The sequence below is a fragment of the Burkholderia sp. GW821-FHT14F03 genome, assembly GCF_058803765.1.
In genome coordinates this window covers 1-18,283 of the sequence record NZ_JBXAPG010000082.1, presented here as the reverse complement: position 1 = coordinate 18,283, position 18,283 = coordinate 1, and the positions used below count along the sequence as shown (strand labels likewise).

17 protein-coding genes, 1 pseudogene and 1 riboswitch are annotated in these 18,283 nt (G+C 69.0%); of the genes and pseudogenes, 17 read left to right on the top strand and 1 reads right to left on the bottom strand.

The window, feature by feature from the left end; translation table 11 throughout:
- The 17 genes and pseudogenes from AC1RQF_RS32150 to metF all read left to right on the top strand — a co-directional run.
- A pseudogene (locus tag AC1RQF_RS32150) lies at positions 1 to 327 on the top strand (hypothetical protein); the annotation flags it as partial.
- Between the two features lie 3 nt (positions 328 to 330).
- Positions 331 to 1,278 carry a CheR family methyltransferase gene (locus AC1RQF_RS32145; protein WP_274000567.1) on the top strand — a complete coding sequence of 316 codons (948 nt, stop codon included), beginning with the start codon at positions 331 to 333 and terminating at the stop codon, positions 1,276 to 1,278.
- Positions 1,275 to 1,970 (top strand): chemoreceptor glutamine deamidase CheD, encoded by a 696-nt coding sequence (gene cheD / locus AC1RQF_RS32140; RefSeq protein ID WP_274000568.1) that lies wholly within the window; start codon positions 1,275 to 1,277, stop codon positions 1,968 to 1,970. Before AC1RQF_RS32145 ends, cheD begins: the two co-directional genes overlap by 4 nt.
- Positions 1,967 to 3,067, top strand: a complete 1,101-nt coding sequence (locus AC1RQF_RS32135; RefSeq protein WP_274000569.1) for a protein-glutamate methylesterase/protein-glutamine glutaminase — start codon at positions 1,967 to 1,969, stop codon at positions 3,065 to 3,067. The genes cheD and AC1RQF_RS32135 overlap by 4 nt, the downstream gene beginning before the upstream one ends.
- 69 nt (positions 3,068 to 3,136) lie before the next feature.
- Positions 3,137 to 3,532, top strand: coding sequence for a chemotaxis response regulator CheY (gene cheY, locus AC1RQF_RS32130; protein ID WP_252981936.1), 396 nt, complete (start codon positions 3,137 to 3,139; stop codon positions 3,530 to 3,532).
- A gap of 1 nt (position 3,533) precedes the next feature.
- Positions 3,534 to 4,268, top strand: coding sequence for a protein phosphatase CheZ (gene cheZ / locus AC1RQF_RS32125; protein WP_274000570.1), 735 nt, complete (start codon positions 3,534 to 3,536; stop codon positions 4,266 to 4,268).
- 173 nt (positions 4,269 to 4,441) lie between these two features.
- Positions 4,442 to 4,963 (top strand): DUF2844 domain-containing protein, encoded by a 522-nt coding sequence (locus AC1RQF_RS32120; RefSeq protein ID WP_274000571.1) that lies wholly within the window; start codon positions 4,442 to 4,444, stop codon positions 4,961 to 4,963.
- A gap of 16 nt (positions 4,964 to 4,979) precedes the next feature.
- Entirely contained in the window at positions 4,980 to 6,239 is a 1,260-nt protein-coding gene (locus AC1RQF_RS32115; protein ID WP_274000572.1) for a DUF3443 family protein, read from the top strand.
- Positions 6,240 to 6,376: 137 nt separating this feature from the next.
- Positions 6,377 to 6,877, top strand: coding sequence for a VOC family protein (locus tag AC1RQF_RS32110; RefSeq protein WP_274000573.1), 501 nt, complete (start codon positions 6,377 to 6,379; stop codon positions 6,875 to 6,877).
- A 225-nt stretch (positions 6,878 to 7,102) separates the two neighbouring features.
- A complete protein-coding gene (gene flhB, locus AC1RQF_RS32105; RefSeq protein WP_274000575.1) occupies positions 7,103 to 8,311 on the top strand; it encodes a flagellar biosynthesis protein FlhB in 1,209 nt (402 codons plus the stop codon).
- The gene (gene flhA, locus AC1RQF_RS32100) at positions 8,308 to 10,410 is read left to right on the top strand and encodes a flagellar biosynthesis protein FlhA (protein ID WP_274000576.1); all 2,103 of its coding nucleotides are present in this window, start codon (positions 8,308 to 8,310) and stop codon (positions 10,408 to 10,410) included. The genes flhB and flhA overlap by 4 nt, the downstream gene beginning before the upstream one ends.
- The gene (gene flhF, locus AC1RQF_RS32095; RefSeq protein WP_492874100.1) at positions 10,407 to 12,110 is read left to right on the top strand and encodes a flagellar biosynthesis GTPase FlhF; all 1,704 of its coding nucleotides are present in this window, start codon (positions 10,407 to 10,409) and stop codon (positions 12,108 to 12,110) included. Before flhA ends, flhF begins: the two co-directional genes overlap by 4 nt.
- Positions 12,103 to 12,915 carry a MinD/ParA family ATP-binding protein gene (locus tag AC1RQF_RS32090; RefSeq protein ID WP_274000579.1) on the top strand — a complete coding sequence of 271 codons (813 nt, stop codon included), beginning with the start codon at positions 12,103 to 12,105 and terminating at the stop codon, positions 12,913 to 12,915. The genes flhF and AC1RQF_RS32090 overlap by 8 nt, the downstream gene beginning before the upstream one ends.
- A gap of 21 nt (positions 12,916 to 12,936) precedes the next feature.
- On the top strand, positions 12,937 to 13,671 hold the full coding sequence (locus AC1RQF_RS32085; protein ID WP_274000580.1) for an RNA polymerase sigma factor FliA: 735 nt from the start codon (positions 12,937 to 12,939) through the stop codon (positions 13,669 to 13,671).
- A 102-nt stretch (positions 13,672 to 13,773) separates the two neighbouring features.
- Positions 13,774 to 13,878, top strand: a riboswitch (S-adenosyl-L-homocysteine riboswitch).
- A gap of 34 nt (positions 13,879 to 13,912) precedes the next feature.
- The gene (gene ahcY, locus AC1RQF_RS32080) at positions 13,913 to 15,334 is read left to right on the top strand and encodes an adenosylhomocysteinase (RefSeq protein WP_274000581.1); all 1,422 of its coding nucleotides are present in this window, start codon (positions 13,913 to 13,915) and stop codon (positions 15,332 to 15,334) included.
- 114 nt (positions 15,335 to 15,448) lie between these two features.
- The gene (locus tag AC1RQF_RS32075; RefSeq protein WP_252981927.1) at positions 15,449 to 15,802 is read left to right on the top strand and encodes a phage holin family protein; all 354 of its coding nucleotides are present in this window, start codon (positions 15,449 to 15,451) and stop codon (positions 15,800 to 15,802) included.
- A 19-nt stretch (positions 15,803 to 15,821) separates the two neighbouring features.
- Complete coding sequence (gene metF, locus AC1RQF_RS32070; RefSeq protein WP_274000583.1) at positions 15,822 to 16,652, top strand: methylenetetrahydrofolate reductase [NAD(P)H]; 831 nt, start codon at positions 15,822 to 15,824, stop codon at positions 16,650 to 16,652.
- A 91-nt stretch (positions 16,653 to 16,743) separates the two neighbouring features.
- Here metF and AC1RQF_RS32065 read toward each other — a convergent pair whose 3' ends face one another.
- Positions 16,744 to 18,210, bottom strand: a complete 1,467-nt coding sequence (locus AC1RQF_RS32065; RefSeq protein WP_274000585.1) for an amidase — start codon at positions 18,208 to 18,210, stop codon at positions 16,744 to 16,746.
- Positions 18,211 to 18,283 lie beyond the last annotated feature (73 nt).

The following is an 18,283-nucleotide window of genomic DNA, read 5'->3' as shown; positions in this document are numbered from 1 at the left end:
AGAAGCAGGACCACCCCCGCCCTGCCGGGCGCCGCGCCGAAGCCGGCCGCGGCGCCCGCGCCGTCGGGCTATGCGCCGAAGCTCGCGAAGTCCGCGCCGGCCAAGACCGCCTCGACGAAGGCCGCTCCGGCCGCGGCCGCTCCCTCGAAGGCCGCCCCGGCGAAGGCCGCCTCGGCGAAGGCCGCCTCGGCGAAGGCCGCCCCGGCGAACGCGCCGCGTCCGGCCGCCGCGCCGTCCGCGCTCAAGCGCCCGGTGCTGTCGGGCGAAGCAAAGCCGGCGCTGGCCGCCGCGGCCGTCGCCTCCGATGACGACTGGGAGACCTTCTAAACCATGTTCTCCGCGCGCGCCTCTACCCGTGTCGATGCTCCCGACCCGCAAACGCGGGGCGGCGACGCCGGGCGCGACTTCGATTTCACGACCGCTGATTTCTCGCGCATCCGCGCGCTGATCCACCAGCGGGCCGGCATCTCGTTGTCCGAGCACAAGCGCGACATGGCGTACAGCCGTCTCGCGCGCCGCTTGCGCGCCCGCGGTCTCGACAGTTTCCGGCACTACCTCGACCTGCTCGAGCAGGAGGATGACCCGGTCGAATGGGAGGCGTTCACCAATGCGCTCACCACCAACCTGACCGCGTTCTTCCGCGAGGCCCATCACTTCCCGCTCCTGGCCGAGTTCGTGAAGCGCCGCGAGGCGCCCGTGTCGGTCTGGTGCTCGGCCGCGTCGACGGGCGAGGAGCCGTACTCGATCGCGATCACGCTGATCGAGGCGCTCGGCGATTCCGCCGCGCGCTCGGCGACCGTGTTCGCGACCGATCTCGACACCCAGGTGCTCGCGAAGGCGGAGTCGGGCATCTACACCTTCGACCAGGTCAAGCACCTGAGCCCGGAGCGCCTCAAGCGCTTCTTCCTGAAGGGCACGGGCGCGCAGGCCGGACGCGTGAAGGTGCGGCCCGAGCTGCGCGCGATGATCCGCTTCGAGCAGCTGAACCTGACCGATGCCGACTACGGCATCGCCAAGCCGTTCGACGCGATCTTCTGCCGCAACGTGATGATCTACTTCGACAAGCCGACCCAGGGGCAGGTGCTGTCGCGCTTCGAGCCGCTCGTGAAGCCGGGCGGCCTGTTGTTCGCGGGCCATTCCGAGAATTTCACCTATGTGACCCAGGCGTTCCGTCTGCGCGGGCAGACGGTCTACGAACTGGCGCGCGACGCGGGCGGTACGGCGTCGCGGCCACGCACGCGCCCGGCTACGGCGGCGGCGCGGGAGGATGGGAAATGAGCGGCCTGCCGATCGCGACCAATCTCTATTTCGACAATCACTTTCACCGCCAGGGCGTGAAGCTGCTGCCGAACGAGGTCTACACGACGCACGACGACATGGTGCTCGTGACGGTGCTCGGCTCGTGCGTCGCGGCCTGCCTGCACGATCCATTCGCGGGGCTCGGCGGCATGAATCACTTCATGCTGCCCGACGACGGCGCGGACGCCGCGGCGGCCGCTTCCGAGTCGATGCGCTACGGCGCGTACGCGATGGAAGTGCTGATCAACGAGATGATCAAGGCGGGCGGCCGCCGCGAGCGTTTCGAGGCGAAGGTGTTCGGCGGCGCGGCGGTGCTGGCCGGCATGACCACCATCAACATCGGCGATCGCAACGCCGATTTCGTGCGCCGCTATCTCGCGCTCGAACGGATCCGCATCACCGCGGAGGACCTGCAGGGCGTCCATCCGCGCAAGGTCGCGTTCATGCCGCACACCGGCCAGGCCATGGTGAAGAAGCTCCGGCTGCAGGTGCCGGGCGTGACCGAGCGCGAGGCCGCGCTGGCCCGTTCGGCGGCCGAGGCGCGGGCCGCGCGCGCGCGCGCGAACGTCGAGCTGTTCGCCCCGGCGGGCAGGCCCGCGGCAAAGCCGCGCATCGAGCTGTTCGGCACCCGGGCGCCCCTTCAGAACGTAACGAAAAAGCAGGAGGCATGACCGCAGTGCAAAAGATCAAAGTATTGTGCGTCGACGATTCGGCACTGATTCGCAGCCTGATGACCGAGATCATCAACGGCCAGCCCGACATGGAGGTCTGCGCGACCGCGCCCGACCCGCTGGTCGCGCGCGAGCTGATCAAGCAGCACAATCCCGACGTGCTGACGCTCGACGTCGAAATGCCCCGCATGGACGGCCTCGATTTCCTCGAGAAGCTGATGCGCCTGCGGCCGATGCCGGTGGTGATGGTGTCGTCGCTGACCGAGCGCGGCTCGGAAATCACGCTGCGCGCGCTGGAGCTCGGCGCGGTCGATTTCGTCACCAAGCCGCGCGTGGGGATCCGCGACGGCATGCTCGATTATTCGGAAAAGCTGGCCGACAAGATCCGCGCGGCGTCGCGCGCGCGCGTGCGCCAGGCACCGCAGCCTCATGCGGCCGCGGCCTCCGCGCACGGCCACGCGGCCGCGCCGGCGGCGCCGCTGCTGAACAATCCGCTCGTCAGTACCGAGAAGCTGATCATCGTCGGCGCGTCGACGGGCGGGACCGAGGCGATCCGCGAGGTGCTGGTGCCGCTGCCGCCCGATGCGCCGGCCGTGCTGATCGCGCAACACATGCCGCCCGGCTTCACGAAGTCGTTCGCGCAGCGCCTGAACGGCCTGTGCCGGATCTCGGTCAAGGAAGCGGAACACGGCGAACGGGTGCTGCCGGGCCACGCGTATATCGCGCCGGGCCACGCGCACCTGTTGCTTGCGCGCAGCGGCGCGAATTACATTGCGCATCTGTCGGATGAACCGCCCGTGAACCGGCATCGGCCTTCGGTCGATGTATTGTTCCGGTCGGCGGCGCTGCACGCGGGCAAGAACGCGGTCGGCGTGATCCTGACGGGGATGGGCCGCGACGGCGCGGCCGGCCTGCTGGAAATGAAGCGCTCGGGCGCCTATACGTTCGCGCAGGACGAAGCGAGCTGCGTCGTGTTCGGCATGCCGCGCGAGGCGATCGCGCTCGGCGGCGCGGACGACATTGCGCCCCTCGCCGACATGAGCCGCCGTATCATGGCGCGACTCGCGTCGATGGGCGACCGGGTACAACGCGTGTAAACAATCACATGCGGTGCGGGCGGGCCTGGCCCACGCGCAACCCCGATACGAATTTGCAAAGGAACAGAGATGGACAAGAGCATGAAGATTCTGGTGGTGGACGATTTTCCGACGATGCGACGGATCGTCCGCAACCTGTTGAAGGAACTGGGCTATTCGAACGTCGACGAGGCCGAGGACGGGCTCGCCGGCCTCGCCCGGCTGCGCGGCGGCACCTATGACTTCGTGATCTCCGACTGGAACATGCCGAACCTCGACGGCCTGGCGATGCTGAAGGAAATCCGCGCGGACGCGGCGCTCACCCACCTGCCGGTGCTGATGGTGACCGCGGAGTCGAAGAAGGAAAACATCATCGCGGCCGCGCAGGCGGGTGCGAGCGGCTACGTGGTGAAACCGTTCACGGCGGCGACCCTCGACGAGAAGCTGAACAAGATCCTCGAAAAAATGGCGAAGGCCGGGAGCTGATGTGAACGAGCCGATCAACGCAGCGCTCGCGGAGACCGACTTCGCCGCAGACAGCCATGCCGACGCCGCCGATCTGGCGAGCGACCGGATCCTTGCCCGCATCGGCGTGCTGACCCGGACGCTGCGCGATTCGATGCGCGAGCTGGGGCTCGACAAGCATGTCGAGAAGGCGGCGGAGGTGGTGCCGGACGCGCGTGACCGGCTGCGTTACGTGGTCGCGATGACGGAGCAGGCGGCGGAACGGGTGCTGACCGCGATCGAGATCGCCAAGCCGGTGCAGGAGCGTCTCCAGACCGAGGCCGACGCGCTTGATGCGCGCTGGGCCAAGTGGTACGAGACGCCGATCGAGCGCGCGGAAGTCCGCGAGCTGATGAACGACACCCGCGCGTTCCTGCGCGCGCTGCCGGTCGCGACCCGCGCGACCAACGAGCAGCTGCTGGAGATCATGCTCGCGCAGGACTTCCAGGATCTGACCGGGCAGGTGATCAAGAAGATCATGGACATGGTCTACCTGATCGAACAGCAGCTGCTCGGCGTGCTGATCGAGAATATCGCGCCGGAGCGGCGCGAGCAGTTCGCGGCCACGGCCGCGGCGCTCGCCGCCGAACAGGTGATGAGCAGCACCGGCAGCCCCGAATCGCTGCTGAACGGCCCGCAGATCAACCCCGAGGGCAAGACGGACGTGGTCAAGGATCAGGCGCAGGTCGACGACCTGCTCGCGAGCCTCGGCTTCTGATCCGTCACGGATTGAAACAGATTCGATCGGGGTAAATTGTTTTTTTGACACCCGCGGCAGGCATACTACGATGCACGTTTGCCGGCCGTCGCTTTCTATTGGCTTTCACCGAGTTGCACCGGGGCGCCGCGCGCGGTTGCTGGAACGCAGTCTGATTGTGGAAGGGGGATGCGGTGAAATCGATTCGAACTGGCCGGATCGCCGCGCTCGCGGCGGCCGGCATGCTGGGCGCCGCGAGCGCCGGCCCGGCCTGCGCCGCGCTCGGCGGCGCGCCCATGACGCCGCCGGCGGCGGACAACGCCGCCAAGGTGCGGCTCCTGCAACGCTCGGCGCAGGCGAGCCTGCGCGCCTCGGGCGTCGCCGCGGCGGCGCCCGGCGCCAATTACACGGTGCGCGAGACCACGCTCGGTTCGGGCACGGTGGTTCGCGAATACCTGGCGGGCGACGGCACGGTGTTCGCGCTCTCATGGCGCGGCCCGGTCGTCCCGGACCTGAGCGATTTGCTCGGCCCCTATTTTCCGCAACTCGTCGACGGCGCCCGGGTGACCCAGCTGGTGCACGGCGTGCGTGCGCCGGTGGCGGTCGACGCCGACAACCTCGTCGTGCACACGGGCGGCCACATGGGCGCGTTCTCCGGGCAGGCGTGGCTGCCGCAGGCGTTGCCCGCGGGCTTCACCGGCAACGACATCCAGTGACGAGGGGAGATCGATCTTGCGCTTTCATCACACCCTGAGCCGCCGGCTCCTCGCGCTCGGCCTCGCGGCCGCCACCGCGCTCGTCGTCGCGGCCTGCGGCGGCGGCGACGGCAACAATCCCACCGTGTCGATGAACACCGGCACCGGCAGCGGCAACACCCAGGTCGGCGGCGGCAACGGTTCGAGCAGCGGCAACGGCTCGAATCAGGTCACGATCTCGGTCAATTCGGGCCTCGCGAACGTCGTCAACATGCCGACCGTCAGCCTGACGATCTGCGCGCCCGGTTCGTCTACGGTCTGTCAGGTGGTCCCGAACGTGCTGGTCGACACCGCCTCCTACGGGGTGCGGATCGTCGCGTCGGCGATCTCGGGCGTCAGCGGCAGCCTGCCCACGAGCAACGCGAACAGCGGCGGCCAGCTCGCCGAGTGCGGCAAGTTCGTGTCCAGCTACACCTGGGGCTCGGTGCGCACCGCCAACGTGCAGATCGGCGGGCAGGTCGCCAGCTCGCTGCCGATCCAGCTGATCGGCGACCTCGGCACCTCGAACGTGCCCAGCTCGTGCACCAACAACGGCCGCCTCAGCTCGGGGAACACCGCACAGGCGCTCGGCGCGAACGGCATCCTGGGCATCGGGCCCGCGCCCTACGATTGCGGCGTGAACTGCGCGACCTCGAGCACCTACAGCAACTACTACGCGTGCACGGGCAGCACGTGCCAGGTCACGACGGCGAGCCTCACGCAGCAGGTCGCGAATCCGGTGCCGAACTTCCCGAGCAACAACAACGGCGTGATCGTGTCGATGGGCACGCCGTCGGGCGGCGCGGCGAGCGGCACGCTGACCTTCGGCATCGGCAGCCCGCCGACGACCGTGCTCCACACCGATACCGCGGGCGACATGACCGGCACCTTCAACGGCGCCGCGATGAGCCAGGTGTTCTTCGACACCGGGTCGAACGCGTACTTCTTCGGCGTGACGTCGAACCCGACGTTGCCGCTGTGCAGCGGCAACAACGCGTTCTACTGCCCGTCGAGCACGACCACGCTGGCCGCGACCGTCACCGGGCTCGGCGCCAACGAGCAGGCCTCGCTGTCCGTGACCGCCGCGAACGCGAACGCGCTGTTCAACACGGGCGGCTATGCGCTCGTGAACCTGGCCGGCCCGTTCGGCAACGCGTCGACGCTCGACTTCGGCATGCCGTATTTCTACGGCCGCGCGCTGTACTTCGGCATGGATCTGACCGCCAGCGGCGGCGCGGCGCCTTACGTCGGCTTCTAGCGCGGCAGGCGGCGCAGCCACGCAACAGGGCGCGAGAAATCGCGCCCTTTTTATTGGCGGCTTGCGTTGCGGTGCAGCGCCTATGCTCGACAAGTGGCCGCCGGGTGGCGGTCGCATGACGAACGAGGAGGTACGCGATGAGCGAGCGGATCCAGCGCATCACCCCATTCCTGTGGTTCGACCACGGCGCGGAGACGGCGGCGAACCAGTACGTATCGGTGTTCGACAATGCGCGCATCACGCGCGTCGTCCGCTACGGCAAGGACGCGGCGCGCGCGAGCGGCCAGCCCGAGGGCAGCGTGATGACGGTTGCGTTCGAACTGGACGGGCAGGCATTTGCCGCGATCAACGGCGGCCCGGTGTTCCGGTTCACGCCGGCGGTGTCGTTCATGGTCAATTGCGACGACCAGGCGGAGATCGATCACTTCTGGCGAGCGCTGTCCGCGGGCGGCGATCCCGCCGCGCAGCAGTGCGGCTGGCTCAAGGATCGCTTCGGCGTGTCGTGGCAGATCGTGCCGGCCGGGCTGTCGGCCTGGCTTGACGATCCGGATCACGCGCGCGGCGCGCGCGTGATGCAGGCGCTGCTGACCATGAAGAAGATCGAGATCAAGCCTTTGCTGCAGGCGGCGGCGGGCTGAGCCGACGCCCGCTTCGGCGCGGCGGCCCGCCCGGGCCGCCGTCGCCCGGGCCGCTTCGCGCCGTCGCGTCGCTGGCCCCCCACCTTCGTCCGCCCCCCGGACAGGTCCGATTCCCGGAATTACCCCCCTTTCCCCGCTTTCCTCGACCGATCGCCGGTTGACGGCTGAATGAATAATCGATGTCACTGGCAAAGCGGCATCCCGCCGCGTCCCACCGGAGGCTCCGTGGCAGAGGAGAGCGATCTCGAGAAGACCGAAGCCGCCACTCCCAGGCGCCGCGAAAAGGCGCGCGAGGAGGGGCAGGTCGCGCGTTCGCGCGAGCTGGCTTCGTTCGCTCTGCTCGCGGCGGGGTTCTACGGCGCGTGGCTGCTGGCCGCCCCGAGCGGCGCGCACCTGCAGACGATGCTGCGCGGCGCGTTCACGTTCGACCGCGCGAGCGCGTTCGATACGCACCGGATGCTGTCGAGCGCCGGGGTCGCGAGCCTCGAAGGGCTCTACGCGATCGCGCCCGTGCTGGCGCTGACGGGCCTCGCGGCGCTGCTCGCGCCGATGGCGCTCGGCGGCTGGCTGGTGTCGTCGAAGAGCCTCCAACTGAAATTCGACCGGCTGAACCCGATCTCCGGGCTCGGCCGGATGTTCTCGATCCAGGGCCCGATCCAGCTCGGCATGTCGCTCGCGAAGACGATCGTCGTCGGCGGAATCGGCGGCGTGGCGATCTGGCGCAGCAAGGAAGAACTGCTCGGTCTCGCGATCCAGCCGCTCGACGCCGCGCTGATCGACGCGCTGCACCTGATCGCGGTGTGCTGCGGCTACACGGTGGCGGGCATGCTGGTGGTCGCAGGGATCGACGTGCCGTACCAACTCTGGCAGTACAACAAGAAGTTGCGCATGACCAAGGAAGAAGTGAAGCGCGAGCATCGCGAGAACGAAGGCGATCCGCACGTGAAGGGCCGGATTCGCGCGCAGCAGCGCGCGCTCGCGCGGCGCCGCATGATGACCAACGTGCCGACCGCCGACGTGGTCGTCACCAACCCGACCCATTTCGCGGTCGCGCTCAAGTACACCGACGGCGAGATGCGCGCGCCGAAGGTCGTCGCGAAGGGCGTGAACCTCGTCGCGGCGCGGATCCGCGAGCTGGCGGTCGAGCACCGCGTGCCGTTGCTCGAAGCGCCGCCGCTCGCGCGTGCGCTGTATCACAACGTCGATCTCGAACGCGAGATTCCGGGGCCGCTGTACTCGGCCGTCGCGGAAGTGCTCGCATGGGTGTACCAGCTGCGCCGGTTCCGCGCGGAAGGCGGGGACTGGCCGGAAACGCCGGTCGACCTGCCGGTGCCCGCCGAGCTGGACAAGGGCGCGACGGTCGCCGACGACGAGGCGCGCGAGGAAGCCGCGGACGCGCTGGGCGCGGCCGGCCGTGACGGGAGCGCCGCATGAACATGCCCGCCGGACTCCTCGGAAAACGCGCGCAGATGTTCGACAGCGCGAACCTGCGCGCGCTCGCCGGCCCGATCCTGATCTGCATGATCCTCGGCATGATGATCCTGCCGCTGCCGCCGCTGCTGCTGGATCTGCTGTTCACGTTCAACATCGCGCTGTCCGTGATGGTGCTGCTCGTCAGCATGTACACGATGAAGCCGCTCGATTTCGCGGCGTTCCCGAGCGTGCTGCTGTTCTCGACGCTGCTGCGCCTGTCGCTGAACGTCGCCTCGACCCGCGTCGTGCTGCTCGAAGGCCACACCGGCCCGGACGCGGCCGGGCAGGTGATCGAGGCGTTCGGTCACTTCCTGGTCGGCGGCAACTTCGCGGTCGGGATCGTGGTGTTCGTGATCCTGATGATCATCAACTTCATGGTGATCACGAAGGGCGCGGGGCGGATCGCCGAAGTGTCGGCGCGCTTCACGCTCGATGCGATGCCCGGCAAGCAGATGGCGATCGACGCCGACCTGAACGCCGGCCTCATCAATGAGGAACAGGCGCGCAAGCGCCGTACGGCGGTCGCGCAGGAAGCCGAGTTCTACGGCTCGATGGACGGCGCGTCGAAGTTCGTGCGCGGCGACGCGATCGCGGGCCTGATCATCATGGCGATCAACGTGATCGGCGGGCTGATCGTCGGGATGGTCCAGCACGACATGACGTTCGCGGCGGCCGGCACCAACTACACGCTGCTCACGATCGGCGACGGCCTCGTCGCGCAGATCCCGTCGCTCGTGATCTCCACGGCGGCGGGCGTGATCGTGTCGCGCGTCGCGACCGACGAGGACATCGGCACGCAGATCACCGGCCAGCTGTTCACGAACCCGCGCGTGCTGATGATCACCGGCGTCATCATCGTGATGATCGGCCTGATTCCGAACATGCCGCACTTCGCGTTCCTGCTGCTCGGCAGCGGGTCGATCTGGCTGTCGCGCACCATGACCAAGCGCGAAGAGGCGAAGAAGGCGGCCGGCATCGTCACCGATATCGCCCCGCCCGCCGCGCTGCCGGCGGACAGCCACGAGGCGACCTGGGAGGACGTGACGCTGATCGACACGCTCGGCCTCGAAGTCGGCTACCGGCTGATCCCGCTCGTCGACAAGAACAGCGACGGCGAGCTGCTCAAGCGGATCAAGAGCATCCGCAAGAAGTTCGCGCAGGAAATCGGCTTCCTGCCGCCCGTGATCCATATCCGCGACAACCTCGAACTGCGGCCGAACGGCTATCGGATCGCGCTGAAGGGCGTCGAGGTCGGGTTCGGCGAGGCTTATCCGGGCCAGTGGCTCGCGATCAATCCGGGCCAGGTGACGGCCGCGCTGCCGGGCGCGCCGACCCAGGATCCCGCGTTCGGGCTGCCCGCCGTGTGGATCGACACCACGCTGCGCGAACAGGCCCAGGTCTACGGCTATACGGTGGTCGACGCGAGCACCGTGGTCGCGACCCACCTCAACCATCTGGTCGTGCAGCACGCGGCGGAGCTGCTCGGCCGCCAGGAAGTGCAGGCGCTGATCGAGCGCACCGGCAAGGATGCGCCCTCGCTCGTCGAGGACCTCGTGCCGAAGACGATCTCGATCACGACGCTGCAGAAGGTGCTGCAGAACCTGCTCGACGAAGGCGTGCCGATCCGCGACATGCGCACCATCATCGAGGCGGTGTCGGAGCAGGCGGGCCGCCTGACCGACGCGTACGACCTGACCGCCGCGGTGCGCCTCGCGCTCGGCCGCGCGATCACCCAGCAATGGTTCCCGGGCGCCGGCGAAATGCAGGTGATGGGACTCGATTCGAATCTGGAGCGGGTGCTGTCGCAGGCGCTCGCCACGGGCGCGAACCCGGGCCTCGAACCGGGGCTCGCGCACACGCTGCTGGTCGGCACGCAGGAAGCGATGCTGCGCCAGCAAAACATGGGGCTGCCGCCCGTGCTGCTCGTGCAGCACGCGCTGCGCGCGATGCTCGCGCGCTTCCTGCGCCGCAGCCTGCCGCAACTGAAAGTGCTGTCCTACGCCGAAGTGCCGGATACCCGCACGATCAAAGTCGTCAACGTCATCGGGAGTAACGCTTGAACATCCGCAAATTCACCGGCCCTACGAGCCGCGACGCGCTGCGACTCGTGCGCGAGGCGCTGGGCCCCGATGCCGTCGTGCTGTCGAACCGGACGCTCGACGACGGCACGGTCGAGATCGTCGCGCTCGCGGACGCCGAGCTTGCCGCGATTGCGCCGCCGGCCGCTGCCGTGCGGGCCGCTGCCGCGCGGGCCGCGGCCGGGTCGGCCCTTGCCGCGCCGGCCGCCTCCCTGCCGGGCTTCGCCGCGCCGGCCGAGCCACCCGGCGCCGCCGGCTTGCCGCGGACGGGCGCCAATCCGTATGCGAACGGCGGCCTGCCGGATGTGTTTTCGTCGGTGTTCGGCGCGAGCGTCGAGGCCGCGCCGGCCGCTGCCGCGCCCGCCGCGCCGTCGGAGCCCGCGCCGTGGCTCGTCGAGCACGCGAAGCGCCTGACCCGGCAGCGCGACGAACTGGTCGCGCGGCCGCGCGCCTCCGCCGCGGCGTCCGCGCCGGCTGCCGCTGCCGCTGCCGCCGCCGCCGACGCCGACGCCGGCGCGCCGGCCAATCCGCCCGAGTGGGCGCGTGACCTGGTGCAGAACGTCGCGCGCCGTGCGGCGGCCGAGGCGACGCCCGCGCGGCGCGCCGACGACGCGCCGCGCCAGAACGCCGAGCGCCTGTCCGATGCGGCGGCCGCGGCGGTGGCCGACGCCGTGAAGGCGCGTATCGAGCGCATCGTCAACGACACCGTGATGCACGAGCTGAGCTCGCTGCGCGGCATGATGGAAGAGCAGTTCGCGGGCCTGATGTGGAACGATCGCCAGCGCCGCAACCCGGTGCACGGCGCGCTGACCAAGCATCTGTTCGCGGCGGGTTTTTCCGCGCAGCTGGTGCGCATGATCGTCGACAACCTGCCGGACGGCGACGAGTCGGACAGCTTCGACGCGGCGTCCGAATGGGCGCGCTCGGTGCTGGCCGCGAACCTGCCGGTGCTGGAAAGCGAGGATGCGCTGATGGAGCGCGGCGGCGTGTTCGCGCTGATGGGACCGACGGGCGTCGGCAAGACCACCACCACCGCGAAGCTGGCGGCGCGCTGCGTGATGCGCTTCGGCGCGAGCAAGGTCGCGCTGCTGACGACCGACAGCTACCGGATCGGCGGCCACGAGCAACTGCGCATCTTCGGCAAGATCCTCGGCGTGCCGGTGCATGCGGTGAAGGACGGCGGCGACCTGCAGCTCGCGCTGACCGAACTGCGCAACAAGCACATCGTGCTGATCGACACGATCGGCATGAGCCAGCGCGATCGCACGGTATCCGACCAGATCGCGATGCTGCACGGCGCGGACACGCCGGTGCAGCGCCTGCTGCTGCTGAACGCGACGAGCCACGGCGACACCCTCAACGAAGTCGTGCAGGCCTACCGCAGCGCGGCGGGCCAGCCCGACCTCGCGGGCTGCATCCTGACCAAGCTGGACGAAGCCACCCATCTCGGCGGCGTGCTGGACACGGTGATCCGCTACAAGCTGCCGGTCCACTACGCATCGACCGGCCAGAAGGTGCCGGAGAACCTGTACGTCGCCACCCGTAAATTCCTGCTGAAGAGCGCGTTCTGCGTACCGCGCGACGGCTCGCCCTTCGTGCCGCAAGACGAAGACATGCCGTCGCTGCTGGCCGCGCTGACCGCCCGCTCGAGCGCCGAGCTCCATGAGGTGCGATTTGGATAAACGCATGACCGATCAGGCTGAAGGCTTGCGGCGTCTGCTCGCCGGCCGCTCGTCGCGCGTCGTCGCGGTGACGGGCGGCCCGGCGGGGGTCGGCTGCACCTCGACGGTGGTGAATCTGGCGGCCGCGCTCGCGGCGCTCGGCAAGGACGTGCTCGTGGTCGACGAGCGCGCCGACGTTCATTCGGTGGCGGCGACGCTGTGCGGCGCGTGGCTGCGCGAAGGCGAGCCGGTGCGCCACGAGCTGGGCTTCTCGGTGCTCGGCGCCGCGCGGCTCGCCCGCGCCGGCTACGCCGAGCACGATCCCGCGGAGTGGCTCGACAACGCGGCGGACATCGTGCTGGTCGATGCGCAGCTCGACGCGCACGGCGCGTTCTCGCCGCTCGCGCGCGACGCGCACGACGTGCTGGTGGTGATGCGGGTGGCCGCGCAGTCGATCACCGAGGCGTACGCGTGCATGAAGCGGCTTCATTACGCGCACGCGGTCGCGCAGTTCCGCGTGCTGATGAATCACGTGCAAAGCCGCGCGGACGCGAAGGCCGCGTACGACAACCTCGCGGGCGTCGCCGGGCGTTATCTGGCGGTGTCGCTGTCGGAGGCGGGCTGCGTGGGGGTCGATCCGCTCGTCGAGCATGCGCGCGAGCTGGAGCGCACGGTGGTGGACGCGTTCCCGACCGCGGCGGCCGCGCGCGATTACCGGCAGATCGCGTCCGATCTGCTGTATTGGCCATTGCGTCCGGGGCCGGGCGCGGGTCGGGTCCGGGCGGGCAATCCGGCGTTTGAGCGGGGTGCGGCGCAGGCCGCATGAATGTCACAGGCAAGAGAGGGCATGATGTACAACGCTCAAGGAAAGATATCCCAGGACGAAGTGTTGACGCAGTACGCGCCGCTCGTGCGGCGGCTGGGTCTGCAACTGGTCGCGAAGATGCCGGCGAGCGTGGATCTCGATGATCTGATCCAGGCCGGCATGATCGGCCTGCTCGATGCGGCGGGCCGCTACAAGGAAGACCAGGGGGCGCAGTTCGAGACCTACGCGACGCAGCGGATCCGCGGCGCGATGCTCGACGAGCTGCGCAGCAACGACTGGCTGCCGCGCAGCCTGCGCAAGACCTCGCGCGAAGTCGAGCATGCGGTGCACCAGGTCGAGCAGCAGCTCGGCCGGCCGGCGAGCGAGACCGAGATCGCGGAGCACATGCAGATGCCGCTCGACGAATTCCAGTCGATGCTGCAGGACCTGCATGGCAGCCAGCTGATTTACTACGAGGATTTCGACCGTTCGGCCGACGACGAGCCGTTCCTCGACCGCTACCGGGTCGACCATGCCGACCCGCTGTCGGCGCTGCTCGACGACCACCTGCGCAACGCGCTCGTGGAGGCGATCGAGCGCCTGCCGGAGCGCGAGAAGCTGCTGATGTCGCTGTACTACGAACGGGGCCTGAACCTGCGCGAGATCGGCGCGGTGCTCGAGGTCAGCGAGTCGCGCGTGTGCCAGTTGCACAGCCAGGCGGTTGCCCGGCTGCGCGCGCGGCTGCGCGAACAGGCCTGGGTCGGCGCCGAGCACTGAGCGGTCGGACCGCGATCGGTCGGGCCGCGCATGGTCGGGCCGCGTATGGTCGGCGTGCGATCGGGCGGAAAACTTCATTCCGATTTGCTACAATCCTCCCTCGTTTCCGAGGAGCGTTGCGACGGGCTCGGTCCCGCCAGGCTCGGAAACCTTCAATGAGCGGCCGCGCGATGCGCACGGCCGCGACCTGAACGGCGCTCACGTCACAATTTTCTAGAACTTACTTAGAAAGGAGGGCGTGATGAACGCCGCTGTCATCGATTCCAATTCCTCGAAAGACTACCTCGTCGCCGACATGAGCCTTGCCGCCTGGGGCCGCAAGGAGCTGAACATCGCCGAGACGGAAATGCCCGGCCTCGTGCAGATCCGCGACGAATACAAGGCGCAGCAGCCGCTCAAGGGCGCGCGCATCGCCGGTTCGCTCCACATGACGATCCAGACGGGCGTGCTGATCGAGACGCTGAAGGCGCTCGGCGCCGACGTGCGCTGGGCCTCGTGCAACATCTTCTCGACCCAGGATCACGCGGCCGCCGCGATCGTCGAAGCCGGCACGCCGGTGTTCGCGTTCAAGGGCGAGTCGCTCGACGAGTACTGGGAATACGCGCACCGCATCTTCGAATGGCCGAACGGCGAATTCGCCAACATGATCCTCGACGACGGCGGCGACGCCACGCTGCTGCTGATCCTGGGCGCGAAGGCCGAGAAGGACCGCTCGGTGATCGCCAAGCCGACCAACGAGGAAGAAGTCGCGCTGTACAAGTCGATCGCCGCGCACCTCGAGGTCGACGGCAGCTGGTACTCGACGCGCCTCGCGCACATCAAGGGCGTGACGGAAGAAACCACCACCGGCGTGCACCGTCTGTACCAGATGGAAAAGGACGGCCGCCTGCCGTTCCCGGCGTTCAACGTCAACGATTCGGTCACGAAGTCGAAGTTCGACAACCTGTACGGCTGCCGCGAATCGCTGGTCGACGGCATCAAGCGCGCGACCGACGTGATGATCGCGGGCAAGGTCGCGGTGGTCGCGGGCTACGGCGACGTGGGCAAGGGCTGCGCGCAGTCGCTGCGCGGCCTGGGCGCGACCGTGTGGGTCACTGAAATCGATCCGATCTGCGCGCTGCAGGCGGCGATGGAAGGCTACCGCGTCGTGACGATGGAATACGCGGCGGACAAGGCCGACATCTTCGTGACGGCGACCGGCAACTACCACGTGATCGGCCACGACCACATGAAGGCGATGCGTCACAACGCGATCGTCTGCAACATCGGTCACTTCGACTCGGAAATCGACATCGCGTCGACGCGCCAGTACGAGTGGGAAAACATCAAGCCGCAGGTCGACCACATCATCTTCCCGGACGGCAAGCGCGTGATCCTGCTGGCCGAAGGCCGCCTCGTGAACCTCGGCTGCGCGACCGGCCACCCGTCGTTCGTGATGTCGAACTCGTTCGCCAACCAGACGCTCGCGCAGATCGAGCTGTTCACGCGCGGCGAGCAGTACGAGAACAAGGTGTACGTGCTGCCGAAGCACCTCGACGAGAAGGTCGCGCGCCTGCACCTCGCGCGCATCGGCGCGAACCTGACCGTGCTGTCGGACGACCAGGCTTCGTACATCGGCGTCGCGAAGGAAGGCCCGTTCAAGCCGAACCACTACCGCTATTAAGGTTCGCGTCCCGCCCGCGCCCCCCGGATGGTCCGCCGTCCGGGGGGCGCGGGCGGATTCCGCCGTCGGGGCGGCGGCGCGCGGCCTGCATCCCAACCGCACAAGGAGTTTTTCATGACCGTGATTCTGACCTGGGTGATCAACGCGCTCGCGCTGCTGATCATCACCTACCTGGTGCCGTCGATTCACATCAAGAGTTTCGGCACCGCGTTGATCGTCGCGGTCGTGCTGGGCCTCATCAACACGATCATCCGGCCGGTGTTGATCCTGCTCACGCTGCCCGTGACGATCGTCACGCTCGGCGTGTTCATCCTGGTCGTGAACGCGTTGTGCTTCTGGTTCGCCTCGTCGTTGCTGAAGGGCTTCGAGGTGTCGGGATTCTGGTCCGCGTTCTTCGGCTCGATCCTGTACAGCATCGTGTCGTGGCTGCTGTCCGCCCTGATCTTCGGCCAACGCAATCTCGGCTGACCAGGGATCTTCCTGAATCATGAACCCGATCGAACTCTCGTTTGAATTCTTTCCGCCCAAGACGGCGGAAGGCGTCGACAAGCTGCGTGCGACCCGCGCGCAGCTGATGCCGCTCAAGCCGAAATTCGTCTCCGTGACGTTCGGCGCGGGCGGCTCGACGCAGCAGGGCACGCTCGACACCGTGATCGACATGCAGCGGGACGGCCTCGTGGCCGCGCCGCACCTGTCGTGCATCGGCTCGTCGAAGGACAGCCTGCGGGCGATTCTCGATCAGTACCGCTCGCACGGCATCCGTCACGTGGTCGCACTGCGCGGCGACCTGCCGTCGGGCATGGGCGAGGTGGGCGAGCTGCGCTATGCGTCCGAACTCGTCAGTTTCATCCGCGCCGAGCATGGCGACTGGTTCCGGATCGAGGTGGCCGCGTATCCGGAATACCATCCGCAAGCCCGTTCGCCGAAGCAGGATCTCGAGAATTTCGCGCGCAAGGTGAAGGCCGGCGCGAATTCGGCGATCACCCAGTACTTCTTCAACGCGGACGCCTATTTCCGCTTCGTCGACGACGTGCGCAAGCTCGGCGTCGACGTGCCGATCGTACCGGGCATCATGCCGATCACGAACTTCTCGCAGCTGATGCGCTTCTCGGAGATGTGCGGCGCGGAAGTGCCGCGCTGGGTCGCGCGCCGGCTCGAAAGCTTCGGCGACGATCGCGATGCGATCCGCGCGTTCGGCGCGGACGTCGTCACGGGGCTGTGCCAGCGGCTGCTCGATGCGGGCGTGTCGGGCCTGCATTTCTACACGCTGAACAACGCGGCCGCCACCAGGACGGTCTGCGAGCGCCTGGGGCTCTAGCGCCGGGCGCGCCGGGCCGGTGCGGGTCGCGCCGGTGCGGGCGGTCACTGAAGAGGCGAGCCTGGCTCGCCTCTTTTTTTATCGGCGGCGCTCAGCGCTGCGCCGGCGCGAGCGGGGGCCGCTTGTCGAACCAGGGCCGGGCCTGTTCGAACTGACGCGCGAGCCGCAGCAGCAGCGCGTCGTCGCCGTGGCGTGCGACGAACTGCGCGCCCACCGGCAGCCCGCGCGCGGTCCAGTACAGCGGCACCGACATCGCCGGCTGGCCGGTCAGGTTGAACAGCTCGGTGCAGCCCGCCCATTCGAACGCGCGCGTCGACGACTGCGCGAGCATCCGCTTGAGGAGCGGCCGGATCGGCAGCACGCCGAGGAGCCGCAGCTGGAAGGTTTCGAACGGCGTCGGACACATCGCGCCGATCTTGATCGGCGGCGCGGCCAGCGACGCGCACAGCACCACGTCGTAGCGCGCGCACGCGCTCGCGACCGCGACGGTGATCTGTTTCTGCAGTTCCAGCATGTCCGGCAGCCGCGCGCGCGCGAGCCGGCGGCCGACCTCGGCCATCGCCCAGGAGGCCGGCTCGAATTCGCTGCGGCGCGGCGCGCGCCCCGTCACCTGCTGCGCGCCGAGCACCGCTTCCTCGGCGACGGTCGCCCACAGCGTCAGGAAGACCTCCGCCGCCTGCGCGAAATCGATCCGCAGCGCGGCCGGCTCGACATGATGGCCGAGCGACGCGGCGAGCGCGGCGGCGTCGTCGAGCGCCGCGCGCACGTCGGGCGACAGCGCCGCCGCGAACATCGGCTCGGTGACGAGGCCGATCCGCAGCGGCCCGGGCGCGGCGTCGAGCGCGCCGAGGAAGCTGTCCGCGGCGCCGGGGAGGCGGCCGGTCGTGAGGTCGAGCAGCAGCGCGCTGTCGCGCACGCTGCGCGAGACCGCATGTTCGACCACCAGCTCGCCCGTGATCGGCAGCGGCGCGAGCGCGGGGTGTCGCGACGGCTTGAGGCCGAACAGCCCGCAGCACGACGCGGGGATCCGGATCGAGCCGCCGCCGTCCGATCCGTGCGCGAGCGGGACGATGCCGGCCGCGACCGCCGCCGCCGCGCCGCCGCTCGATCCGCCGGGCGTATGGTCGAGACTCCACGGATTGCGGCACGGGCCGAACAGCGCCGGCTCGGTATACGGCATCTGGCCGAATTCCGAGGTGTTGGTCTTGCCGAAGATATTGAGGCCGGCCGCGCGGCTGCGCGCGATCAGCGGCGAATCGGCGGACGGGATGAAGTAGCGGTAGTGGCGGCTGCCCATCGACAGCGGCAGGCCGGCCACCGCCGAACCGAGGTCCTTGACGAGGTAGGGCACGCCCGCGAGCGGCCCGTCGAGCGCGCCGGCCCGGGTCGCGCGCTCGCGCGCCGCTTCGTAGTCGCGCAGCACGATCGCGTTGAGCGCCGGATTGAGCGCTTCGGCGCGGCCGATCGCCGCGTCGAGCAGCTCGCGCGCGCTGGCCTTGCGCTGCGCGACCAGCTCCGCGAGCCCGATCGCGTCGTGCGCCAGATAGTCGGGATCCACCGTCGGTCACCCCCGTTGTGACGATTGGCGAGCGCCGGGGGGGGGGGGGGGGGGGGGGGGGGGGGGGGGGTGG